Source organism: Bradyrhizobium sp. USDA 327 (assembly GCF_041262065.1).
Classification (GTDB): Bacteria; Pseudomonadota; Alphaproteobacteria; order Rhizobiales; family Xanthobacteraceae; genus Bradyrhizobium; species Bradyrhizobium liaoningense.
Map to the genome: position 1 here is coordinate 4,884,865 of NZ_JBGCCW010000001.1, position 22,470 is coordinate 4,907,334.

General features: G+C 64.2%; 20 protein-coding genes. 3 read left to right on the forward strand and 17 right to left on the reverse strand.

The genetic code is table 11. The annotated features are described in order from the left end of the window. Positions 1-64: 64 nt before the first annotated feature. Complete coding sequence (locus ABIA42_RS22960) at positions 65-2,395, reverse strand: mechanosensitive ion channel domain-containing protein (protein WP_370120920.1); 2,331 nt, start codon at positions 2,393-2,395, stop codon at positions 65-67. 715 nt (positions 2,396-3,110) lie between these two features. Here ABIA42_RS22960 and ABIA42_RS22965 point away from each other — a divergent pair. Continuing rightward, positions 3,111-3,995: an MBL fold metallo-hydrolase gene (locus tag ABIA42_RS22965; protein ID WP_370120917.1), complete on the forward strand. Its 885-nt coding sequence runs from the start codon at positions 3,111-3,113 to the stop codon at positions 3,993-3,995. Positions 3,996-4,282: 287 nt separating this feature from the next. Here the strand turns inward: ABIA42_RS22965 and ABIA42_RS22970 are convergent, their stop codons facing one another. The 15 genes from ABIA42_RS22970 to ABIA42_RS23040 form a co-directional block, all read right to left on the reverse strand. Beyond that, positions 4,283-5,320, reverse strand: a complete 1,038-nt coding sequence (locus tag ABIA42_RS22970) for a patatin-like phospholipase family protein (RefSeq protein WP_194392461.1) — start codon at positions 5,318-5,320, stop codon at positions 4,283-4,285. Further along, a complete protein-coding gene (locus ABIA42_RS22975) occupies positions 5,317-6,246 on the reverse strand; it encodes a polyphosphate kinase 2 family protein (protein ID WP_271530792.1) in 930 nt (309 codons plus the stop codon). The genes ABIA42_RS22970 and ABIA42_RS22975 overlap by 4 nt, the downstream gene beginning before the upstream one ends. Beyond that, complete coding sequence (locus ABIA42_RS22980) at positions 6,206-7,219, reverse strand: branched-chain amino acid ABC transporter permease (protein ID WP_370120913.1); 1,014 nt, start codon at positions 7,217-7,219, stop codon at positions 6,206-6,208. The genes ABIA42_RS22975 and ABIA42_RS22980 overlap by 41 nt, the downstream gene beginning before the upstream one ends. After that, positions 7,216-8,097 carry a branched-chain amino acid ABC transporter permease gene (locus ABIA42_RS22985; RefSeq protein WP_271530794.1) on the reverse strand — a complete coding sequence of 294 codons (882 nt, stop codon included), beginning with the start codon at positions 8,095-8,097 and terminating at the stop codon, positions 7,216-7,218. The genes ABIA42_RS22980 and ABIA42_RS22985 overlap by 4 nt, the downstream gene beginning before the upstream one ends. Positions 8,098-8,102: 5 nt before the next feature. Continuing rightward, complete coding sequence (locus ABIA42_RS22990) at positions 8,103-8,807, reverse strand: ABC transporter ATP-binding protein (protein ID WP_271530795.1); 705 nt, start codon at positions 8,805-8,807, stop codon at positions 8,103-8,105. 3 nt (positions 8,808-8,810) lie between these two features. Continuing rightward, positions 8,811-9,578, reverse strand: coding sequence for an ABC transporter ATP-binding protein (locus ABIA42_RS22995; RefSeq protein ID WP_370120909.1), 768 nt, complete (start codon positions 9,576-9,578; stop codon positions 8,811-8,813). Between the two features lie 15 nt (positions 9,579-9,593). Then, the gene (locus tag ABIA42_RS23000) at positions 9,594-10,904 is read right to left on the reverse strand and encodes an ABC transporter substrate-binding protein (protein WP_028177141.1); all 1,311 of its coding nucleotides are present in this window, start codon (positions 10,902-10,904) and stop codon (positions 9,594-9,596) included. 94 nt (positions 10,905-10,998) lie between these two features. After that, positions 10,999-11,703: an NUDIX hydrolase gene (locus ABIA42_RS23005; RefSeq protein ID WP_370120906.1), complete on the reverse strand. Its 705-nt coding sequence runs from the start codon at positions 11,701-11,703 to the stop codon at positions 10,999-11,001. Between the two features lie 30 nt (positions 11,704-11,733). Continuing rightward, complete coding sequence (locus ABIA42_RS23010) at positions 11,734-12,759, reverse strand: ABC transporter substrate-binding protein (protein WP_370120903.1); 1,026 nt, start codon at positions 12,757-12,759, stop codon at positions 11,734-11,736. A gap of 233 nt (positions 12,760-12,992) precedes the next feature. Next, positions 12,993-13,766, reverse strand: a complete 774-nt coding sequence (locus tag ABIA42_RS23015; RefSeq protein WP_370120900.1) for an anti-sigma factor — start codon at positions 13,764-13,766, stop codon at positions 12,993-12,995. Continuing rightward, a complete protein-coding gene (locus ABIA42_RS23020) occupies positions 13,763-14,281 on the reverse strand; it encodes a sigma-70 family RNA polymerase sigma factor (protein WP_370120897.1) in 519 nt (172 codons plus the stop codon). The genes ABIA42_RS23015 and ABIA42_RS23020 overlap by 4 nt, the downstream gene beginning before the upstream one ends. 39 nt (positions 14,282-14,320) lie before the next feature. Continuing rightward, positions 14,321-15,790 carry a YncE family protein gene (locus tag ABIA42_RS23025; RefSeq protein WP_370120894.1) on the reverse strand — a complete coding sequence of 490 codons (1,470 nt, stop codon included), beginning with the start codon at positions 15,788-15,790 and terminating at the stop codon, positions 14,321-14,323. Between the two features lie 11 nt (positions 15,791-15,801). After that, on the reverse strand, positions 15,802-16,338 hold the full coding sequence (locus tag ABIA42_RS23030) for a DUF305 domain-containing protein (protein ID WP_370120891.1): 537 nt from the start codon (positions 16,336-16,338) through the stop codon (positions 15,802-15,804). Positions 16,339-16,439: 101 nt separating this feature from the next. Continuing rightward, positions 16,440-17,228 carry an ABC transporter permease gene (locus ABIA42_RS23035; protein WP_370120888.1) on the reverse strand — a complete coding sequence of 263 codons (789 nt, stop codon included), beginning with the start codon at positions 17,226-17,228 and terminating at the stop codon, positions 16,440-16,442. Continuing rightward, positions 17,228-18,046: an ABC transporter ATP-binding protein gene (locus ABIA42_RS23040; protein WP_370120885.1), complete on the reverse strand. Its 819-nt coding sequence runs from the start codon at positions 18,044-18,046 to the stop codon at positions 17,228-17,230. The genes ABIA42_RS23035 and ABIA42_RS23040 overlap by 1 nt, the downstream gene beginning before the upstream one ends. A 279-nt stretch (positions 18,047-18,325) precedes the next feature. On the opposite strand from ABIA42_RS23040, the gene ABIA42_RS23045 reads away from it, so the two are divergent. Then, the gene (locus ABIA42_RS23045; RefSeq protein ID WP_370120882.1) at positions 18,326-19,108 is read left to right on the forward strand and encodes an ATP-binding cassette domain-containing protein; all 783 of its coding nucleotides are present in this window, start codon (positions 18,326-18,328) and stop codon (positions 19,106-19,108) included. Beyond that, positions 19,105-20,664 carry a glycine betaine ABC transporter substrate-binding protein gene (locus ABIA42_RS23050; protein WP_370120879.1) on the forward strand — a complete coding sequence of 520 codons (1,560 nt, stop codon included), beginning with the start codon at positions 19,105-19,107 and terminating at the stop codon, positions 20,662-20,664. The genes ABIA42_RS23045 and ABIA42_RS23050 overlap by 4 nt, the downstream gene beginning before the upstream one ends. A gap of 6 nt (positions 20,665-20,670) precedes the next feature. Here the strand turns inward: ABIA42_RS23050 and ABIA42_RS23055 are convergent, their stop codons facing one another. Beyond that, positions 20,671-22,383 (reverse strand): sulfatase-like hydrolase/transferase, encoded by a 1,713-nt coding sequence (locus ABIA42_RS23055; protein ID WP_271531170.1) that lies wholly within the window; start codon positions 22,381-22,383, stop codon positions 20,671-20,673. Positions 22,384-22,470: the final 87 nt, after the last annotated feature.

The following is a 22,470-nucleotide window of genomic DNA, read 5'->3' on the forward strand; positions in this document are numbered from 1 at the left end:
GCGCCTGGATGCAGACTGAACGCCGCCGCATCAATAGAGGCAAGCCGGAAATCTTGGGGACTGCTTATCCAGCCGCCCGCCGCGGCGTCAGACTGGCGGCAATATCCGCCGGTGGCGCGATGTGCATCAAGATGGTCTGGGTGGCGGATGCGACCTCGATACCGTTCTGCTGGAAGCGCAGCTTCATGCGCCGGTTGAATTCGCGCTGGACCGGCCAGCGCCCGGCCTCGGTGCAGCGGATCTGGCCGACGATCGACACCATCGCGCCGTCGACCTTGTCAATGCCCCACAGTTCGAGGTCGCCGCGGATCAGTGCGCGGAATTCCGGTTCGCGGCGCATCTCGTCGACGATGTCCTTGAGGATCTGGCCGGCACGGTCGGTATCCTCCTTGTAGGCGACGTTGACGCTGACGGAGGCGTTGCCGGCGCCGCGGCTGGCATTGGTGATGGTCGTGACCGCGCTGAAGGGCACGATGTGGACGGCGCCGTCACCGGCGCGCAGGCGGATGGTGCGGATCGAGACATTCTCGACCACGCCCGAGAGCCCCGAGACGCTGACATTGTCACCGACCTGGACCGTGTTTTCAAGCAGCAGGAACAGGCCGGTGATGAGATCCTGCACCAGCTTTTGCGAACCGAAGCCGATCGCGATGCCGACGATGCCGGCACCCGCGAGCAGCGGCGCGACATTGACGCCGATCTCGCTGAGCGCAGTGAGACCGACCACCGTGGCGATCAGGCAGAGCAGCGCTGTGCGCAGCATCGGCTGGAAGGTGCGCAAACGCGCAGCGCGGGCATAATGGCCGTCCCGGGACAGCGCATTGATCTGGCGGTCCAGCAGCGCGTTGCTGGCTTCCCAGATCGCGGCTGCGATGAACACGGCAAGGCCGATCGTCACCACGGCGGAGATCAGCCTGCTGCCGATCTGACCGCCATAGAACCAGACGATGGCGTCGACGCCCCAGACTTCGAGCACGGCGACGAAGCCGATGAAGGCGATCACGCTGGACACGATCCTGCGCAGCAGCGGCAGATAGCGGTTGGCGCGGACCTCGAGGCCCGGAAAGCGCTGGAGGATCTCCGGCTTGATGCGGAAGCCGCGGTCGATCAGGCTCAGCGTCACCATGATGACGACGCGCGTGACCAGCGCCACCACGGCGGTGCCGACGAAATATTGCAGCAACAACGAATACCCGTTGCGGATGTTGAGCGCCCAAACCGCCCACAACGCGAGATCGAGCGCGATGGCAGGATAGTGCCAGCCCCCGGCGATACGGTTGCGCAAACGGGCCGCAATCCCCTGCCGCTCGGCCGGCGCACGGATGGCCTCGGCGACCTGGCGGCGGCATTGCAGGATGATGACGACGATGAAGAGGTGCACGACCAGCATCACCATGCGCAGCAGTGCGGCGTAGCCGGCGCGATGCAGGCCGAGCAGCAGCGCCACATTGGCAAAGGCGATGCCGGAGACGCCGACGCCGACGATGCGGCGCGCCCAGATCTCGATATAGGCGGCGGTCTCGGCGCGCACCGGGAACAGGCCGAACGGCCCCACCAGTGCCCGGACCATGCAGATGAGCCCGCGCGAGAACGCATAGGCGTTGACGACTGCGAGGATCACGAGGCGGACGGTGGTGGGCTCGCCGATCTCGGTCCCGAGCAGCGCCGTAGCAACGCCCACGAAGACGATCACGGGAAGCAGTTCGAGCACGATGCGACCCAGCACGAAAGGCAGCCGCAGCAACAGTTGCCAGATCCGCGCGAGGCTGTGACGGCGCTTGTGCAGTTCCGGCTGCGGGGTGACATCTGTGACCGATGACGGCGGATCGGCGATCGGCAGGGCTTGCATTGGCAGGCGTGCTGTTTGCGGCACGCGTGCTTCCAGGAACGCGGCCGGACGCCGGATCAGGCGGAAGATCACCCATTCCGCGCAGAAGGCAGCACCGAACACCAGCGCCAGCTTCCAGGCAATCTCGATCAGGAGATTGTAGGCCGCGGGATCGTTCGCGGTCCGCATGATCCAGTAATAGAACGCCGGGAAGTGCGTGAGCGTCCGCGCCATGCTGGCGATCTCACCCGAGATCTCGCCGATCTCCTCCGACACCGTGAGCAGGAGCTGCGCACCGAGGCCGTCGGCCGAGAGCGGGATCGGCGATTTCGGCTCGGGCGCGGGTTGCTGCGGACCGGACGCGTTGGCGATCGCGCGGAGCGTGTCGATCATCTGCGCGCGCTTCTTGTCGTCCTGAAGGGTTTCCAGCGCGCGCTTCGCCTCGTCGGGCGACAGTGCGGCAGCGCTGTTTGCCGGCGGCGGAGACGGCTCGGCGCGGGCGCCGGAGGAAGGCGGAATCGTGAGGAAGAGAGCGGCGAGGAGCGCCGCGGCCAGCTTATGCGACACGAAGATTCCCTGGAAATATGAATGCGCCAGCGGCGTCGGGACCGTCACCGACGAAGCACATGCATCATGTCGGATTGCCGCTATTCGCCCCGGCCCTGTGTCGGAAGTTGGCCTTTGAGGCGACATTCTCTTGGCATTTGCCGCAATGCAAGATCAGGAGCCGCGGCGTCAGCGAAACGCCTTCAGGCCCGTGCGCGCAAAGACCTCTCCCGTCATCGCGAAACGCCGGCGACGAGGAGGAAGGCGGAAAGCAGAATGTCATAGATGCTCGTCGCGGCGGCCTCGTCACGGCCGTCAGACGCGATCGATGTGACGCAAAATACAGCGCCGGGAAGGTAGGGGCTTTGCCTCACTGATGCAGCCCGCTAAACCTGGTCCCGGCGTGCCGTTCGCGGTTTCTGCCGCTATGCGATAGTCCGAACGAGCTCCATCGCAATCAACGCGGCTGGATTTGCGGAGGTGGCGTCATAGACCTCCCCTTGCTCATGAGGTGGACATTGCGCGTCGCTTGTTTGCGACCATTGGGATGGTCCTCCTGCGACACAAAACTGTCAAGCGGGATCAAAGGCCTTGAAATCACATTTGAAGGCGCGTTCCAGGCGTTCCCACGACCGATTGGCCCCGTGAAAGCGGCGGAATAAATCCCTGACGACAGCGTTTGTATCGAAGAGAATATCCGCCTCTGTCACCCTCGTTCATTTCCGGAAAGCCAGAGATGAAAGCATCATTTTGCATCGCGGTTGTCGCCGCCCTCGTCACCGGATCAGCATTCGCGCAGAACCCGCCGCAGACGTCCACCAGGAAGGTCGACGGCACCGAAAACGTCTACATCTTCCGCTATGGCGGCCATCAGGCGATGTTCGTGGTGACGCCGCAAGGCGTGATCGCGACCGATCCGATCTCCTATTTGCGTCCCGCCAAGCCCTATATCGACGCGATCAAGGCAGTCACAGACAAGCCGATAAAATACGTCATCTACAGCCACCATCACTACGATCACATCGCCGGAGGCCAGCCCTTCAAGGATCTCGGCGCGACTTTCATCGCGCACCGGCGAACCAAGGAGCGCCTGCTCGAGCTGAAGAAGCAGAAATCGCTGCTCGCGGACGTCGTGATGCCGGATCAGGTGGTGGATGACAGGAAGAGCATCACGCTCGGCGGCACCACGCTGGAGCTGAACTATGTCGGCCGCAACCATTCCGACAATTCGCTGGTGATGCGGCTGCCGAAGGAAAAGCTCGTCTTCGTGGTCGATTTCGCCCCGATCGAGCAGGTCCAGTTCCGCAACATCCCCGACAACGCCTCGCCGCTGGAATATATCGCCTCGCTGAAGAAGCTGGCGTCGCTCGACTGGGAGCGGATGATCCCCGGCCATCCCTATGCCGGCGGTCGCCTCGGCACCAGGAAGGACGTCGAGGACGACATCGCCTACATGGAGGATCTCTCCGCCGAGGTGAAGAAGGCCGCGGACGCCGGCAAGTGCTTCGACGTCGCGATGAAGGAGGTGAAGCTGCCGAAATACGAGAAGTGGTCGAACTACGAGTCAGCGCTTCCCGCCAATGTCGAGCGCTTCTGCTACTGGTGGGCTCGCGGGTATTGAGGGGAGTCTACAGCGGGCCGTGAGGGTTCAGGATAGGCCAAAGGCGCGAGAGCGCCGTGCCCGCCATCCTTTTCGCATGAACAATAGTGGCAATAGTGGCCACGCTTCGCCCACCGTACCGGTCCGCGGCGATCATGACATCCATGCCCCTGTTTTGCCCGACGAGTCAAACGGCTTCGCTAAATCCGCAAGGCACAGGCTGCCTCGCCAAGTCATTGATTCCGCTGGCACGGGCTACTGTGCATGGGGTTGTTTTCGGACTTTCTTGTCGATGCAGGCGGGGCGGCCTAGAGAAACATGTCCGCCAGGTCGACCGTCGAGGATTTTCCGATCTGGTCGAAGTGTCGTGCCAGCCAGCTTCGTGCCGCCTCGCGGCCCTCGTCGCGCAGGCGGCACAACAGGCTCCACTCGGGGTGGAACTGCGTGGCGGTGCCGAGCTGCGACATCAACTGGTCGTTGCCGATCCAGTGCATGTACATGCGACTATGCCTGTCGCTGTCGAGCTCGCCGTCGTCGATCAGCCGCGTGGCGAAGGCGATCGCGCGCATCTCGCGCATCAGGGACGAATTGAAGCTGATCTCGTTGATGCGGTGGAGCACGTCGGCTGCGCTGGTCGGCAGCTCGTCGCGCCGGATCGCCGTGACCTGCACGATGATGACGTCGTGACTGCCCTTGCGGTAGATCAGCGGATAGATCGCGGGATTGCCGAGATAGCCACCATCCCAATAATGCTCGCCGTCGATCTCGACGGCCTGGAAATAGGGCGGCAGGCAGGCCGAGGCGAGCACGGTCTCCGCCGTGAGCAGCGGGCTCTGGAACACCTTGATCTTGCCGGTGCGCACGTTGGTGGCGTTGAGAAACAGCTGCGGCGCCTCGGGCGAGGAATTGAGCAGGTCGAAATCGACCACGCGCTGCAGCAACGCGCGGAGCGGATTGAAATGAAAGGGATTGAGCAGGCCCGGCGGCAGCGTGTGCGTCAGCGTATGGATGACGGCGTGGACCGGATGATATTCCGGCGGCAGCCTCAGCGCCTGGATCCACTGGTTCAGCGGCGACATCAAATCGTACGCCATGTCCATGCGCGACACTTCGTACCAGAAAGCGTGGAGGCTCTCCCGCGCGGCCTCAGCACCTCCGTGCGCCATGCCGGAGGCCATCGCGACCGCATTCATGGCGCCCGCACTGGTCGCGCTGATCGCCTCGATCGCGAGCCTGCCGTCCTCGAGCACCTGGTCGAGCACGCCCCAGACGAAGGCGCCGTGCGCGCCGCCGCCCTGGAGCGCGAAATTGACGGTCTTGCGGTCCGAGGTACGGTTGGCTGTCACTTGGCTTTCTTCCTGCCTCCTGTCTCCTCTTTCTCCAGCGCCTGGCGCACCTGTTCGAACTCTTGCAGCGAGGCTTTGTCGGCGCGGGGAAAGCGCAGGTCGAGCTTTTCGAGCGTCGCGTTGATCACGGAGCCGATCACGACACGGGCGAACCATTTGTGGTCGGCGGGCACGACGTACCAGGGCGCGTGGGGCGTCGCCGTGTGGCGAACGATGTCCTGATAGACCGCCTGGTAGCGAGGCCACAGCGCGCGCTCCCTGACGTCGTCCATCGAGAACTTCCACTGCTTGGCCGGATCCTCCAGCCGCTCGAGAAAGCGCTTGCGTTGCTCCTCCCTGGAGACGTTGAGGAAGAATTTCAGCACAACGGTGCCGTTGCGGCAGAGATAGCGCTCGAAGGCAGAGATGTCCTCGAACCGCTCCCTCCAGATGTGCTTGGTCACGAGCTTCTGCGGCAGCTTCTCCTTGGCGAGAATCTCCGGGTGCACGCGCGTCACCAGGCATTCCTCGTAGTGGGAGCGGTTGAAGATGCCGATACGTCCGCGCTCGGGCAGCGCGATCATATGGCGCCAGAGGAAGTCATGATCGAGCTCCTTGCTGCTCGGTGCCTTGAAGGCATGAACCTCGCAGCCCTGCGGATTGATGCCCTCGAAGATCGCCTTGATCGCAGAATCCTTGCCGCCGGCGTCCATCGCCTGGAACACGATCAGGAGCGACCAGCGGTCCTGCGCGTAGAGCTTCTCCTGAAACTCGATCATCCGCTTCTTGTTGGAGTCGAGGATCGCCTGCGCCTTCTCCTTGTCGAGATCGTCCCTCTCGTCGGTCTTGTGGTCCTTGAGGTGAAACTTGCCCGAACCATCGTGGCGGAATGGCGTGATGTAGCGGTCAAGTTCCTGGGCGAGCGATTTGGACGGCTTCTTGCTCATGAGCGCGGGGCACCTTGCGTTGCGGCTTCAATCGGTCGAGCAAGCTACCAAGGATGCCCTTGGGAAGGAATATGATGAAAAGGACGAGCAGCACGCCGTAGACGAGGTTGTCCCAGCCGACCGCCCTCGTGCCGAAGCCGATGCGCAGGGTCTCGGCCAGCAGAATTGTGATGATGGCGCCGACGGTCGGGCCGAGCGAGACGAACAGGCCCCCGACGATGGCAGCGAACACCATCTGGAGCGACACCGCGATGCCGCTGACCGTGTCAGGCGTGATGAACATCTGGTACTGGCAGTAGATCGCGCCGGCGAGCGCCGTCATCAGCGCGCTGAGCAGCGTGATCTTCAGCTTCTCCGCAGTGACATCGACGCCGGCAGCGGCGTCCTCGTCCTCCGAGATCGCCTCGAGCGCATAGCGGGCCATGCTGCGATCGACCCAGTGCCAGACCACGATGCCGAAAAGCCAGATCCCGAGCGCGATCAGGTACCAGGTCGTCTTGTCGTCGAATTGCAGCGCCAGCAGCTTGTTGCCCGAGGTCCGGTTCGGCGTGTAGCCCAGCGAGCCGCCGGTGTAGTCGCGCGTCGCGGTGATGACCTGGAGCACGATGCCGGAGAGCGCCAGCGTCACCAGCACGAAATAGTGGCCGGTGATGCGGAAGCGGAAGCAGGGATAGCCGACGATCAGCGCCAGCGCCCCCGCCGCGACCATGCTGATGGGAATGCCAATCCAGGGCGACAGGCCGAGATGATTCCAGAGCAGCGCCGTGACATAGGCGCCGATGCCCATGAAGCCGCCATGGCCGAGCGAGACCAGGCCAAACCGCCCCATCATCGACCAGGAGGTGTAGGCAAACGACCAGATCAGGATCAGCACCAGAATGTGCAGATGATAGGGATCGCGATAGACGAAGGGCAGCGCGACCAGCGCCGCCAGGCCTATTCCCCAGGCTGCAAGCCGCCCCTGCCCCATCATCGGCGCCTCGCAAGCAGGCCCGCGGGCCGGATGAACATCATGACGATGAAGAAGGCGAAGGCGAGCACATAGCCCCATTCGAGATCGGAGAACAGGCCGCCGAGCGAGATGATCTCGGCGAACACGAAGGCGGCGATGAAGCCGCCGATGAAATTGCCGAGGCCCCCGAGCACGCAGATCAGGAAGGTGATCGGCCCGAAGGAGAGGCCGACGAAGGGATGCACGTCGTATTGCAGCACCAGGAGGCAGGCGGCGAGGCCGGCCAGCGCGCCGCCCAGCGCCGACGTGATCAGATAGATCCGTCTGGTATCGACGCCCATCAATGCCATGATCTGCCGATCCTGCGAGATGGCGCGGATCGCAGTGCCAGTGAAGGTTCGCGTCATGAACAGATAGACGGCGACCATGCCGACCAGCGCCGCCACGAACGATAGCAGCCGTGCGTAGCTGAAATTCATCTCGCCGAAGGCAAGCACCGGCAGGCGGATGCCGAGATTGCGGAAGTCGATGCCGAAGGCGACGGTGGCAAAGCTCTGCAGCACGAACAGCACGCCGCCGGTCGCGAGCAGCTGGTTGATCGGCGGCGCGGTCAGCAGCGGCGCGATCACGAGGTAGTGCAGCGCCGCGCCAAGTGCCGCGACCAGCAGGATGGTCAGCGGCGCGGCGACGAAATAGCTGACCCCGTAGTACTGCACCATGAAGTACATGCCGTACATGCCGATCATCACGAGCTCGGCATAGCAGATCCACGTGACGTCGATGACGCCGAAGATCAGATTGAGGCCGAGCGCGAGCAGCGCCAGCACGCCGCCGAGCAGGATGCCGTTGATCACGGCCTCCAGCAGGTAGATGTCGAAAATGTCCAGGAACGCCTGCATGCCCTTCACACCCCGAGATACGCTTCCTTGACCGTGTCGCTCGCCAGCATCTCGGCCGAGGTGCCGGAGGCGCGGATCGTGCCCGCCTCGATCAGATAGGCCCGGTCGACCACTTTCAGCACCTGTTGCACGTTCTGCTCGACGATCAGCACAGTCAGGCCGCTGGCGCGGATCCGTTTCACCAGCTCGAACACCTGCTGCACCACGACCGGCGCAAGCCCCGCCGAGGGCTCGTCGAGCAGCAGCAGCTTTGGATTTGACATCAGCGCGCGGCCGATCGCGCACATCTGCTGCTCGCCGCCGGACATGGTGCCCGCCATCTGGTGACGGCGCTCCTTCAGGCGCGGAAACAGCTCGAACACGACCTCGAGGCGTTCGGCATAGTGCCCGCGCGCCTCCTTCATAAAGGCGCCCATCTTGAGATTGTCATCGACTGTGAGCTGCGGAAACAGCCGGCGGTTCTCCGGCACATGCGCGATGCCGAGGCTGACGATCTTGTGCGCCGGCGTCGCCACGAGGTCGACGCCTTCCATTCTGATCGAGCCGCGCGAGGGCCTGATCAGGCCGGAGATGACGCGCATCAAGGTGGTCTTGCCGGCGCCGTTCGGGCCGATGACGCCGACGGCCTCACCGGCCTTCACGTCGAGGCCGACGTCGAACAGGGCCTGGAAGGTGCCGTAGCCGGCATTGACGCCGCGAAGCTCCAGCATCGGCTACCCTCCCGCGCGGCGGCGCGCTTCGGCGGCCGCGGCCTGCGTGGTCTCGGCATCGGTGCCGAGATAGACCTCGATCACCCGCGGATCGCCGGCGACCGCACTCGGCAGGCCCTCCGATATCTTCTCGCCGTGATCGAGCACCATGACGCGATCGACGACCCGCATCAACACGCCCATGATGTGCTCGACCCAGATGATGGTGATGCCGAGCTCGTCGCGGATGTTGCGCAGCATGTCCGCGGCCTGATCCATTTCGGCCTCGTCGAGACCGCCGAGGCTCTCGTCGGCGAGCAGCAGCTTTGGCGCGGTGGCGAGCGCCTTGGCGAGTTCGAGCTTCTTCAGGCCGGCAGCCCCGAGGCCATCGACGCTGGCATGGCGATCGGTGGGCAGGCCGACCATGGCGAGCGAGCGCTCGGCCGCCTCTTCCGCCCTGGCGCGGCTGTGGCGGCCCTGGCCGTAGAAACCGGCGAGCGCGACGTTCTCGAAAATGGTCAGGCGGCGGAAGGGGCGCGGAATCTGGAAGGTGCGGCCGATGCCGCTGTTGATGATCCGGTGCGGCGCGAGGCCCGCGATCTCGTGGCCGGCGAAAAGTATCGAACCTGATGTCGGCGCCAGCGTGCCGGAGAGCATGTTGAAGATCGTGCTCTTGCCCGAACCGTTGGGGCCGATCAGGCCGAGGATTTCGCCCTGGTCGACCTTGAACGACACGTTATTCACGGCGGTGAAGCCGCCAAACCGCTTCACCAGTCCGTTCACTTCCAGCACCGCCGCTCTCCGCCGCTACTGGTTGCTGTAGGTGGTGCCTTTCGGCAGCGGCAGCACGGCCTCGCGCTGCGCCTGACTCTTGGGCCACACCACGTAGGACTTGTCGTCGACGTACTGGATTACGACAGGGAACGAGCGCTCGTTCTGGCCGGCCATTGGCGAGCCCTCGCCATGGAATTTGACGCCGAAGCCGAGCATGGTGCCGCCTTCGGGTATGTCGGTGTCGAGTGCTGCCTTGCGCAGGGCGTCGGGATCTATGCCGCCATACTTCTTGATCGCTCGCGGCAGCACGTCGGTCAGGAACAGGTAGGTGTTGGACGCAGCCATGCCGACATGAGCCGAACGGATGGCGACGCCCGGCTTGCGCTTGTCGAACTCCTCGCCAACCGCCTTGATGATCGGCGGCAGCTTCGGATCCATGCTCTTCTGGTTGGCGAGCCAGATCGAGATCGGATCGGTGTTGAAGACGTAGTTTACATCAGCGCCCAGGCCTTCCTTCAGCTTCTCATAGACCCCGTAGCCGGCGCCATGTCCCACCAGTGCACCGAACTTCAGCCCCTGTTCGCGGGCTTGCCGGAGCAACAGGGTGATGTCGGGATTGTAGCCCGTGTGGAAAACCACATCCGGCTTTGCCCGCTTCAGCTTGGTGACGAGTGCGGACAAATCCGGAGCCGTGGCCGAATATCCCTCCCTCAGCACGATGTTGAAGCCGGCCTTCTTGGCACCGGCCTCATTGCCCTTGGCCACATCGACGCCGTAGGCGCCGTCCTCATGGATGATCGCGACCCGCAGGTCCTTGGGATCCTTGCCTAGCTTTTCCTTTGTGTTCTGCGCGATGAAATCCATCGTCATCATACCGAACTGATCGCCGGAAGCCTGCGGCCGAAACACGTATTTGTAATTCTTGTTCTCCAGCACCGCCGACGAGATACAGGTCGTGATCCACATGAACTTCTTCAGCTGCTCGACGCGCGCTGCCACCGGCACGCACTGCGCCGAGGAAAAGAAGCCGAGCAGCATGTCGACCTTTTCCTGCTCGATCAAACGGATAGCTTCATTGATGGCGACATCCGGCTTGCTTTGAGCATCGGCATAGATCGCCTCGATCTTGTAGCCCTCGACGTCCTTCGCGCTGTACTGATCCAGCATGATCCTTGCGCCGGTATACTGCAGCTCCGAACCGCCGCCGGCTAGCGGGCCGGTCAGATCATAGATGACACCGATCTTGAGCTTCTTCTCCTGGGCCTCGGCGGACACCGCCAAGCCTGTCGCTGATATCGCGACCAACAGCCCACGTACCAAACGGGTAGCCATGCGCAGGCGCATCAAAACCTCCCTGGACGATTGTGCATCGCATTCTTGTTGCTTTTGCTTTTTGCCCATCACATGGGTTGAGCGAGGCGATGTCAAGCCTCGCGCATCAGCGCGACGCGAACTGGCGCTCGACGAAGGCCGTGACAAATCGCGGCATGGACGGCCTGAGATCACCCATGTCGCGCACGAGATGAATGGCCGACAATTCAGGCTCGTCGTCACCTGCGAGATTGGCTTCGATCCGGGCACGGGCCTCATCGCCCGGCATGTCCAGGTTGAGGATCTGAATCATCGCAATCGCACGGCCGGAGACGACGCAGTGCCAGTCCGCCTCCGCCGCGTAGTCGTCGGCGGTCAGCCCGGTCTCTTCCGCGATCTCGCGGACGACGCTGCCGGGAACGTCGAGGGCGCCACCCCTGACGTCGCCGAGGTCGGGCGTGCCCGACGGGAAATAGATGCGGCCCGCATTGGCGGTGTGCTGTCCCATCTCGCCCATCACGAAGGCGCCGTCGGAGGTGCGCAGTGCGCCCATGCCGAAACCGTTGAACACGGCCGTATCGGGAAAGCCCCAGTCGCGCCAGGCGAGGAAGCTGGCGAAATCGGTCTCGAAATAGGACGCGGCGAAATGGTTGCCCGTGAACACGGGATCGCGCCCAAGCAAGACGCGGCCGTTCCAGATCTTCGGCCGCTCGCGCTGCTTCTCGGCGAAATGCGCCGCGATCTCGGCGCGCCGTTCCTCCGCGAACGGCCACACGATCGGCCGCACCGCAAGATCAAGCGTCGTGACGCGATGAATGACAGGTGACGTCATGGCCGGGCGATTACCACGCCTTCGCGCCGGCTATTTGGCACTCCCCGTGGTCTTCTTGGCCTGCTCGACGAATTTGTTGGTGAAGGTCTTGCTGACGTCGATCTTGGCGTTGGCCACCTCGGGCGAGCCGACGGTGAACACCGCGAGCACTGCGTCGGCGCCTTTCGGATCCATCTTGCCGGTCTCCGAGTACATGGGGATCGTGTTCTTCAGTGCGGCGAGATAGAGGTCCTTGTTCTTGCCGACCGTCTCTTCCGGCATCTTCGCCATGATCTCCTCGGGCGAATGCGCATGGATCCAGGCCAGCGTGGCGAGGATCGCATTGGTGAGCGCCTGCGTCTCCTTCTCATGGCCGTTGATCCAGGCCGCGGTCGAGTACAGCGCGCCGCCCGGATATTCGCCGCCGAACGTCTCGAGCGTGTCCTTCTGGGTGCGGGTGTCCGAGAGGATGCGCAGATCCTTGTGGGTGCCCTGAAGCACGGTCACCGAAGGATCGAGCATCACGGCCGCGTCGATCTGGCCCTGCTGCATGGCGGCGACCGCGGTGGCACCGAGGCCGACTCCGATCACGGCCGTGCCGGCGGGATCGAGCCCGTTCTTCTTGAGCATGTATTTGAGGAAGAAGTCGGTGGAAGATCCGGGTGCGCTGACACCGACCTTCTTGCCGGCGAGATCCTTGACCGATTTGATGTCGTTGGTGCGCGAGGGTGCGACCACCAGCACGAGACCGGGGTAACGGTCATAGACCACGAAGGACTGGAGCTCCTGCTTTTTGGCCGCGAGATTGACGCAATGGTCGAAATAACCGGAGACCACGTCGGCGCTGCCGCCGAGCACGGCTTTCAGCGCGTCCGAACCGCCCTTGAGATCCACGAGCTCGACATTGAGGCCAGCCTTCTCGTATTCGCCGAGCTGCTTGGCCAGCACCGTGGGCAGGTAGCACAGGCAGGAGCCGCCGCCGATCGCGATGGTCACCTTGCTTTGCGCCGCGGCAAGCGAGGTGGTGAGCGTCAGCGCGAGCAGCGCGCCGGCGAGCCTGGCAATCGTGTTCTTCATTGGTTTCCTCCGTTCGGCCGGCGGCACCATAGAGCAGCGGGATGGGCTTGAGAAGCACTGCCTGGGTGGGCTGGCCATCGGCCTTTCGGCGCAATAGCATGCCCAAACAAGAGCAATTCCCGATGGGGAGGATCAAGACGCCGCCGCAGGCGCCTGACGACGTCACGCTGCCGGATTGAGCCCTCGCGATTGGGCTCGCGCCGATGCGCGGGCCCGTTTCGTGAATTTCGCCGCTAGATCGAGCGCGCCTGCTTCCGGATCTCGTTCGCGATCGGCTTGAGGGTGTCTGTCGGAAGCTGGCCGACGAGGGTATAGCCAAGGCCGTCATCTATCCAGGCAAAACCCGCGACGTCGCCGGACGACTGCGGCATCATCGGCGCATCCTGATTGCGGCTGCTCATCGGACGCGTCAGCACCACGAGGCGATCGCCGCGATCGTCGTCGTACATGAACATCGCGGCCGGACCGTGCGAGGTAGCGACCAGGCGCCCGCCCATCAGCCGATAGCCCGAGACGGAGAGGTCCGGTACCTTGACCGGCTGTTTCAGCCGGCTGGAGATCCATTGCGTGAGCTCTGCGCTGTCGGACGCCCGTATCTCGACCGGGCGCACGCGATCCGGTGCGTAGACGCCATAGGTATAGGCTGCTTCCTGGGCCAACGCGGATAGTCCGTTCGAGCTATCCTGCAGTACGCTGCGCATGGCCCATCCGCCGAGGCCTCCGATACCTAGAAGCAACATCGCAGCGATTGCCCGCCACGCCCGCAGGGGACGGCGCTTCCGGCTCTCGATGATGTGCGACAGGTTCAATTCCGCGGGCAATGGCTCGTCGGCGATTGAAGCGAGCGCACCACGCAGCTGCTCGCGCTGGTTGGCGAAGCCCGCAACGCGGTTGGCGACATCCGGATGCTCGTCCAGATAGGATGCGACCTCGGCGCGACGCTCGGGCTCGAGCGCCTGGTCCACGTAGGCGTGGAGATCATCTTCCGTGATCGGCCGCTGGTTCATTTCAAGCTCCGCAATGCGACGACGTTCCTCGGCCCCAGCGCATCCATCTCCTGCTGCAACCGCTCCCGTGCGCGCGACAGGCGCGACATCACGGTGCCCACCGGAACGCCGAGAACTTTCGCAGCATCCGCGTAGGAGAGATCCTCGACTGCGACCAGCAGCAAGACCGCCCGTTGCTCTTCCGGCAGTCGCGCAAGCTTGCTCAGGACGTCCCGGTAGATCAGTCTTTGTTCCTGCGCTGCCGCGCTGACAAGCTCCTGCTCACCCGCATCGTCGATCGGCATATGCCTTCCCCGCGCTGTGGCCTGGCGGAATTGCGTGATCGCCAGATTGTGAAGGATGGTGAAGAGCCAGGCGCGGACGCTGCCATCGCGCCGCTGATGCCAGCGGCTGACGGCGCGCTCCAGGCAGTCTTGGACCAGATCGTCAGCCGCCGCGCGATCGCGCATGAGCGCACGCGCATAGCGGCGGAGCGCGGGGATCAGCGGCTCGACCTGAACCAGCATATCCTTCATGACGCGCTCCGCCTCATCTCGGTTGATGCCCGCCGAACGTCATCGCGCCTCGATTTGAATGACGTCACCCGGCTTGGTCGCATCGCCGGACGCAATCACCAGATATCGCCTGGCAGCCGCGGCAGACTGGTCGACGATCTGCCGGATCGGACCCACCGCGTTGACGATGGCCGATCCGGCTGGATTGGTCATGAACGCCGCCAATGGCTGCAGCGGGCCGCTTCCATCGCCATGGTCCGCCAGCGCTAGCACATATTTCTGCCTGGGCTGAAGTCCCGTCACCGAAGCCTGCAGGACCTGTATCAAGCCTTGATCGAACAACGACACGCTGGTCGGCGCCTTGCCGCCCCCTGCGTCGCCCTTCGACACTAGCGCGAGATGAGCAACCTGGCCGGCAACGCCGAGAGCCTGCAGGTTTTGGCGGTCATCCGGGTCAGGCGCGGCGTTCGGGACATAGGCGATCGCTTGCGGCGCCTGGCCGATCGGAACGTTGGCGATTACCTTGTTGGTTGCCGTATCGATAGCCGCAAGCGCGTCGGCATTCTCCAGCCCGACATAGATGCGAGTCCCGTCGCCGGACGGCCACACACCGTGCGGAAGACTACCGACCGGGATCGTCGCGACCTGCGAGAAGTCGTCGGTGCGGAACACCTTCACTTCGTTCAGGCCACCGACAGTGACATAGGCAAACGTGCCCTTGGCCGTATGCGCGAAGTTGACGTGATTTGTGATCGGGCCGGTTTCGATGGTCTTGATCGCATTGAACGGCGGCCTCGCGTTGAACACCTGGGTCCGGCCCACGTCTTTCAGCGTGAACCACACTTGGTTCCCATCCGGCGTCGCCGCGATGTTCGGGCAGAATGGGCTCTCCTGCTTCACCCTCGCTATGATCTTGTGCTCGGCAACAGCGACCACGTCGGTCTCGGGATTGAAGGACGAGCAGATGTAGCCATACTTGCCGTCGGGTGAGAAAATCTGCATGCCGGGCCCGTTCGGGGTCGTGATGCGGGTTTTCTCCTTGAAGCTGGTCGGGTCGATGACGGAGATGTAGTTTTCGCCGCGGACGGTGACCCACACCTCCTTGCCGTCCGGCGTGTAGAACGCCTCGTGTGGCGACCTCCCGACGTAGGTCACGTGCTTGACCGCGTTGGTCGCGGTATCGATGAAACTCACGGAGTTCGAACCGATCGAGACCACGGCGAGCGTCTTGTGATCCGGCGAGAAGCCCATGCCGTGCACGAGGACCTGGCCCTTGTAGAGCGGGCTAAAATTGCCGGGTTGCGGGTCGCCCAGCCGGATCACGCCAAGCAGCTTGTTGTCGACGGGGTCGGTGACCGAAACCGTATTCGAGAATTGTTCTGCGGCGTAAACGCGGTCGTGGTGGCTGATCGGAATGTCGGGGGCGGACAGCGCGCCCGGTGCCTGCCCCGCCCATGCAGCGGATCCGCCAGCAAGCATCGTGGCGGCCAGGAAAATGCTTCTCACAACCCTGCATTTCGATGTGTTCATGTATGTAGCTCCTACTTCTTCATTCCGGCGGGCATATCCATCTGCATGCCCGAATGATGATGAACGTTGGCCACCGGAGCGGATGCCGGTTGCGTCGGAGCAGGTGCGGTGTCCGTGGCCGGCTCGCCTATGGCGAGCTTCATGGCCGCGATCTCCTGCATCTGGTCGACAATGATTTCCTGGGCGATGCGCCGCAGCTGCTCGTTCTTGCCATAGCGCAATTCGATGACTGCCATGTCGATCGCGCCCTGATGATGCGGATTCATCATTGCGACGAAGTCGCGATCGACGTCGCCGGTCGGCTTGACCGCCATGTCGTTCATCATCTTGGTCATGGCGGCTTCATTTTCTTCCAGAAAGGCCCGTTCCTCCGTGCTCGGCGCGGCCGGCGGGCTGGCCGGATGGGACTCATGCGCGAACGCGAGCGGAGGCACCGCGAACGCGACGAGAATGCGCGCGGCGAGGAACGCCGCGCCGAGGCCGGACCTGGGCCATCGACATCTGGCTGAGAGCGCCGCTACGGCGCAGCGAAACTGTGACGGGTACATCAAGAACTCCCATGCGGGTGGTCGCATGGGGGTTTGACGCGCGGCCGCGCGTTCTATTCCGGCCTGCCGATCACATAAATGTCAGCGCGCAACGAGGCGGCTTAACCACGCCCGTCCGGCGCGGTCGGCCGCCATACCAGCAGCCGCCGCTCCACCAGCGTGACGCCGTAGTCGATCAGGATGACGAAGGCCGAGAGCACGAACATGCCGGCGAACACACCGGCAACGTCGAACACGCCCTCGGCCTGCTGGATCAGATAGCCGAGCCCCGCCGCCGATCCCAGATACTCGCCGACGACGGCGCCGACCACGGCGAAGCCGACGGAAGTGTGCAGCGAGGAGAACATCCACGACAGCGCCGAAGGCCAATAGACGTGCTGCATCAACTGCCGCTCGCTCATGCCGAGCATACGGCCGTTGTCGAGCACGGTGCGGCTGACCTCTTTCACACCCTGATAGACGTTGAAGAACACGATGAAGAACACCAGCGTGACGCCGAGCGCGACCTTGGACCAGATGCCGAGCCCGAGCCACAGCGCGAAGATCGGCGCCAGCACGACGCGCGGCAGCGCGTTGACCATCTTCACGTAGGGATCGAACACCGCAGCGACCAGCGGCTGGCGCGCGAACCAGAAGCCGACCAGCACGCCGCCGAGCGATCCGATCACGAAGGCGAGGATCGATTCCGCCAATGTGATGCCGAGATGCTTCCAGATCACGCCGGACGAGAACCATTTCACGATCTGGCTGAACACGTCGACTGGATTGGAGAAGAAGAACGGCGGCAACAGGATCTTGCCGAAGACCGGCACGGTGGCGAGCAATTGCCACAGTGCGAGGCAAACGATGGCGACCAGGATCTGCAACGCCAGCAGCGTCACGCGCGACATCAGACCGCCTCCGCCGCTTGCGTGGATTGCGCGTAGCCCTTCATCACCTCGTCCTTGAGCACGCTCCAGATCTCGCGATGCAGTGAGTGAAACTCCTTGTCGAGCCGCACCTCGAAGATGTCGCGCGGGCGCGGCAGGCTCACGCGCCAGTCGCCGATGATGCGCGAGGACGGCCCGGCCGACATGATCACGACACGATCGGCGAGCGCGATCGCCTCTTCCAGATCATGGGTCACGAACAGCACAGCCTTGCGGTCGGCGTTCCACAAATCGAGCAGCAGGTTGCCCATGACCTGGCGGGTCTGCGCATCGAGTGGCCCGAACGGCTCATCCATGAGCAGGATTTTTGGATCGCGGATCAGCACCTGCGCCAGCGCCACACGCTTGCGCTGGCCGCCGGAGAGCATGTGCGGATAGCGGCCCGCAAAGGCGCCGAGGCCGACGGAGGTCAGCCATTTTTGCGCTTGCGGCAGCGCTTCGCCGCGCGGCGCGCCCTTGATCTCGAGCCCGATCGCGACATTGTCGAGCGCGGTCTTCCACGGGAACAGCGCGTCGGCCTGGAACAGGTAGCCGGCATCCCGGTTCAGCCCCGCCAGCGGCCGGCCGAAAATCTGGACGCTGCCGGCCGCGGGCTTCAGCAGCCCGGCCGCAACGTTGAGCAGCGTCGATTTCCCACAGCCGGTCGGGCCGACGATGGCGACGAACTCGCCCTGGGCGACCGTGAGATGGGCCTTCTCCACCGCCGTATAGACCCGCCCGTCCCCGAGGCGGAACGCGACCTTGGCATCTTCCAGCGCCACTGCCGTGGGCGTCGTCATGTGCTTCCTCCGAATTCAGGCCGATGCCTTAGCCGCTCGCGCGGCCAAGTTCAATCAAGGCGCCAAGCGTGCTACGCATACCGCGCTGCCGCGCTCTTACCCTCCCCTGGAGGGGAAGGGTCGGCTCACATGAGCGCAGCGAAATGTGAGACGGGGTGGGGTGACAGTCTCTCTACAGAAGCGGTGCCCGCGTGGAGAGATCACCCTACCCCGCTCGCGCTACGCGCGATCGACCTTCCCCCTCCAGGGGAGGGTAAGAAAGAAGCGAGTTGACCTGCGATGCCCTCCCAGCTGGCGATCAGCTACCAGCACGTCACCAAGAGCTTCGGCTCCCTTAGGGCTCTGAACGATGTATCGCTCGACGTGGCCGAGGGCGAGTTTGTGGCGATCGTCGGCGGCTCGGGCTCGGGCAAGACCACGCTGCTGCGGCTCACCAACCGGCTGATCGAGGCCGACGGCGGCACCATCACCGTCGAGGGCGAGGACGTGAGAAATGTCGATCCGGTCGCGCTGCGGCGGCGGATCGGCTACGTCTTTCAGAGCGGCGGGCTGTTCCCGCATTTGAGCGTCGCTGACAATATCGGGATCACACCGAAACTGCTGGGTGTGTCGGCGGCGGATATCGCGGCGCGTGTCGACGAGCTACTCGAGCTGGTGCAGCTCGACCGTGCCGCGCATCGCGACCGTCTGCCGGAAGCGCTCTCCGGCGGCCAGCGCCAGCGCGTCGGCGTCGCGCGGGCGCTTGCGGCAAGGCCTCGCATCGTGCTGATGGACGAGCCCTTCGGCGCGCTCGATCCCCTCACCCGCGATGCGCTCGGCGACGACTATCGCTCGCTGCATCGCAAGCTCGGGCTGACCACCGTGATGATCACCCATGACATGACGGAGGCGATTCTGCTCGCCGACCGCATCGCAGTGATGCGCGGCGGACAGCTGCTCGCGCAGGGTACGCCCAATGAGCTCGCCAAGAGCGGCGACGACTACGTGCTGGAGCTGCTGCGCACGCCGCGGCGCCAGGCCGAGCGGCTGAATGCGCTGTTGCCGCAGAGCGGTGCGGCATGAGCCTCCTCGCTGATCCACGCTGGGGCGAGGCGCTGGCGCATCTGCCCGACTATCTCGGCAACCATGTGCAGGTTAGCCTTGCCGCACTGGCGCTCGGTCTCGCCGTCAGCCTGCCATTGGCGATCCTCACGCGCAATCGCCCGGCGCCGCGCGGCATTCTGCTCGCGTTCGCCAGCATCGTGCAGACCGTGCCTGGACTGGCGCTGCTTGCGCTGTTCTATCCGCTGCTGCTCGCGGCGGCCTCGGTCGCGCTGGCCTGGTTCGGCGTTTCCTTCTCCGCGTTCGGCTTCCTGCCGGCGATGCTGGCGCTGGCGCTCTATTCCATGCTGCCGGTGCTGCGCAACGGCATCACCGGGCTCAACGGCATCGATCCCGCGCTGATCGAAGCTGCCAAGGGCGTCGGCATGACCGGGCGCCAGTCGCTGCTCATGGTCGAGCTGCCGTTGGCGCTGCCGGTGATGATGGCGGGCATCCGCACCGCCGCAGTCTGGGTGATCGGCACCGCGACGCTGTCGACCCCGATCGGGCAGACCAGCCTCGGCAATTACATCTTTGCCGGGCTCCAGACCCAGAACTGGGTGTTCGTGCTGTTCGGCTGCCTGGCCTCGGCCCTGCTCGCGCTCGCCGTCGATCAACTGCTTGGCCTGATCGAGAACGGTCTGCGCCGTCGCAGCCGCCTGCGAGCAGCGCTCGGCTGCGTCGGGATCGCAGCTCTCCTTGCCGCAACATTGGTGCCGACGATGGGCCGCTCCTCGCAGGGCTACGTCGTCGGCGCCAAGACGTTTGCCGAGCAATATGTGCTGTCAGCGCTGCTCAGAGACCGTCTCCAGGCCGCCGGCCTGTCCGCGACGGCGCGCTCGAGCCTCGGTTCGAGCGTGATCTTCGAAGCGCTGAAGGCCGGCGACATCGATCTCTATGTCGACTATTCCGGCACGCTTTGGGCCAACCAGCTGCATCGCACCGATATCAAGCCCCGAACCGAGCTGCTCACGGAACTCAAGGCGGCGCTCGCCAGGGACAACATCACCCTGCTCGGCGACCTCGGCTTCGAGAACGCCTACGCGCTGGTGATGCCGAGGAAACGCGCCGAGGCGCTCGGCATCCGCACCATCACCGATCTCGCCGCACACGCATCGACGATGTCGATTGCCGGCGACTACGAATTCTTCTCGCGGCCCGAATGGGCGGCCCTGCAAAAGGCCTACGGCCTTTCGTTCCGCACCCAACGCCAGATGCAGCCGGATTTCATGTATGCGGCCGCCGCCAGCGGCGAGGTCGACGTGATCGCCGGCTACACCAGTGACGGCCTGATCGCGAAGTACGATCTCGTCGCGCTCGACGATATCAGGCACGCCATCCCGCCCTACGACGCGATCCTGCTGCTCGCGCCGAAACGCGCCGGTGACGAGCGGTTGCAGGCGGCGCTGCGGCCGCTGCTCGGCAAGATCGACATCACCACCATGCGCGAAGCCAATTTGCGCGCCAGCGGCAACGATGCGAACTCGTCGCCGGATGCGGTGGCGAAGTGGCTGTGGGGGAAGATTGGGGGGCAATGAGGACGGCTACAGTCCTCTGATCATCCCCGCGTCGATCAGCAGCCGGTTCAGTCGCCGCGCCTCGGCGCCGTCCTTGCAGCCGTAGAAGATGCCCTTGCAGCGGAGCATGATCTCCTTCTGCTCGGCGAAGGACGGGTCGAGCGGGATGCCGGCGGCTTCCTGGATCACCAGCGGCAGATAGGGGCCGTCGATCGTGTCCATCACGGCCGCGCTCTTCACCGGCTCGAAATTGACGGCGTCGATCGCATAATAGGTCGCGTAGAGACGCGGATCGTAATTGTCCAGCTTCTTGCCGAGAGCGCCCTCGTCGAGCCCGGGCTCGAGGATCTGCGGTGCGAATTCCGGCTGGTGATCGCCGTAGCGCACGATCAGGAAGGGCTCGCCCGGAAATTTCTTCTTCAGCCCGGCGACGAAGGCCTTGTACTGCTCGGCGCTCATGGCCTGCCGGCGCAGATATTCGTCGATCGTCGGCGCATTGCCCGGCGCGCGCCAGGTCGGCAGCAGGTCGGGGCGGAAGCGCGTCTCCCAGGGGAAATGATTGGCGCCGAGATAGATGAAGGTGAACAGCGGCTTGTTCGGCGGCTGCAGGCCCATCAGCTGGAGCGCCTTGTCGTAGAAGAAGCTGTCGGGTTCGACATCCTTCGCGCCGAGGTCCTTCGAATCGAGAAAGCGCTCGATGCCGGTCGTCATCTGGAAGCTGCGCGCGCCCATGAAGCCGCCATTGGCGGGATAGAGCGACAGCGTCTCGTAGCCGCAGCGGCGCAGCGCCAGCGGCAGGCCGCGCTCAACCCGGCTCGAGGCAATGCGCGTCACGAAATAGGCGAAGCGTCCGAACGAGCGAGAGGAAAGCCCCGCGAGCACGTTGTATTCAGTGAACCAGCTCGGTCCGCCATTGCTCTCGGCCAGGAACGTGCGCTGCTTGCCGTCCCAGGACGTGAAGTGGCTGCCATAGCCCTGCGGCACCTTGATGCCCTGCGCCGCGCGGATGTCGAAACTCGATTCATCATGGATCATGATGATGTTGGGACGGCGGCCGGCGGGATGGCAGGCATCGACCAGCGGCATGTTGAGCCGTTCACTGGTCGAAGCGGCCGCCTCCATGAGGCCGTACTGCGCGAAATCCGACACCGCGCTGACGCCCGAGCGGAAGAATTTCGAGAGATAGCCGTCGTCGTAATAGCTGCGCCAGGCTTCATCCGGATGGTAGAGCGAATACCCGACAAGCCCGGCGAGGCAGGCGAGCTTGCAGGCCAGCGCCGGCAGGCGGCGGACGCGGAAAGGGTCGAGCCACCACAGCGAATACATCAACGGCAGCGTGACCAGGCCGGCCAGAATCACCGACCAGCGCAAGTTCGGGAAGATCGTGAACAGGAACGCGACGGTGTCGCGGTCGATCATCATCAGGTCGATGAAGTTGACCGTCATCTGCACGACCTCGTGCTTGAGCTGCGACAGCAGCACCAGCACGACGACCATGGTCAGCGACAATGCGCCCGAGAGCGCCGGCCGCCGCAGCAGCGTGATCCAGAAAAAATTAAGGAGGCCCCAGGCGAGCGCAAAGGACAGGCGCGAGCCGAAATCGGTCTCGGTCTCGTACATCAGGGCGAGCGCAGCGAGATGCGGCGCTGCAACCGCGAGCAGGCGCCAGATGCCGAGCGCGGCGACGCTCGCCAGCACGGCAGTCGTGGCAGAAGGACCTGGATTGGGCGCGGACGCCATCGACAATACGCTGAACTTCAAGTCCGGCCCGATGACACGTCTGACCGACGGGTCAGGGCGTCCGGCGCAGCCGGAAGCCTGCACCGT

Excerpts from the sequence above, each read along its gene's own strand:
- ABIA42_RS22965 (WP_370120917.1), top strand. The coding sequence starts at position 3,111 with ATGAAAGCATCATTTTGCATCGCGGTTGTCGCCGCCCTCGTCACCGGA.
- ABIA42_RS22975 (WP_271530792.1), bottom strand. The coding sequence starts at position 6,246 with ATGAGCAAGAAGCCGTCCAAATCGCTCGCCCAGGAACTTGACCGCTAC.
- ABIA42_RS22980 (WP_370120913.1), bottom strand. The coding sequence starts at position 7,219 with ATGATGGGGCAGGGGCGGCTTGCAGCCTGGGGAATAGGCCTGGCGGCG.
- ABIA42_RS22985 (WP_271530794.1), bottom strand. The coding sequence starts at position 8,097 with ATGCAGGCGTTCCTGGACATTTTCGACATCTACCTGCTGGAGGCCGTG.
- ABIA42_RS22990 (WP_271530795.1), bottom strand. The coding sequence starts at position 8,807 with ATGCTGGAGCTTCGCGGCGTCAATGCCGGCTACGGCACCTTCCAGGCC.
- ABIA42_RS23000 (WP_028177141.1), bottom strand. The coding sequence starts at position 10,904 with ATGCGCCTGCGCATGGCTACCCGTTTGGTACGTGGGCTGTTGGTCGCG.
- ABIA42_RS23005 (WP_370120906.1), bottom strand. The coding sequence starts at position 11,703 with ATGACGTCACCTGTCATTCATCGCGTCACGACGCTTGATCTTGCGGTG.
- ABIA42_RS23010 (WP_370120903.1), bottom strand. The coding sequence starts at position 12,759 with ATGAAGAACACGATTGCCAGGCTCGCCGGCGCGCTGCTCGCGCTGACG.
- ABIA42_RS23015 (WP_370120900.1), bottom strand. The coding sequence starts at position 13,766 with ATGAACCAGCGGCCGATCACGGAAGATGATCTCCACGCCTACGTGGAC.
- ABIA42_RS23020 (WP_370120897.1), bottom strand. The coding sequence starts at position 14,281 with ATGAAGGATATGCTGGTTCAGGTCGAGCCGCTGATCCCCGCGCTCCGC.
- ABIA42_RS23025 (WP_370120894.1), bottom strand. The coding sequence starts at position 15,790 with ATGAACACATCGAAATGCAGGGTTGTGAGAAGCATTTTCCTGGCCGCC.
- ABIA42_RS23030 (WP_370120891.1), bottom strand. The coding sequence starts at position 16,338 with ATGTACCCGTCACAGTTTCGCTGCGCCGTAGCGGCGCTCTCAGCCAGA.
- ABIA42_RS23035 (WP_370120888.1), bottom strand. The coding sequence starts at position 17,228 with ATGTCGCGCGTGACGCTGCTGGCGTTGCAGATCCTGGTCGCCATCGTT.
- ABIA42_RS23040 (WP_370120885.1), bottom strand. The coding sequence starts at position 18,046 with ATGACGACGCCCACGGCAGTGGCGCTGGAAGATGCCAAGGTCGCGTTC.
- ABIA42_RS23045 (WP_370120882.1), top strand. The coding sequence starts at position 18,326 with ATGCCCTCCCAGCTGGCGATCAGCTACCAGCACGTCACCAAGAGCTTC.
- ABIA42_RS23050 (WP_370120879.1), top strand. The coding sequence starts at position 19,105 with ATGAGCCTCCTCGCTGATCCACGCTGGGGCGAGGCGCTGGCGCATCTG.
- ABIA42_RS23055 (WP_271531170.1), bottom strand. The coding sequence starts at position 22,383 with ATGGCGTCCGCGCCCAATCCAGGTCCTTCTGCCACGACTGCCGTGCTG.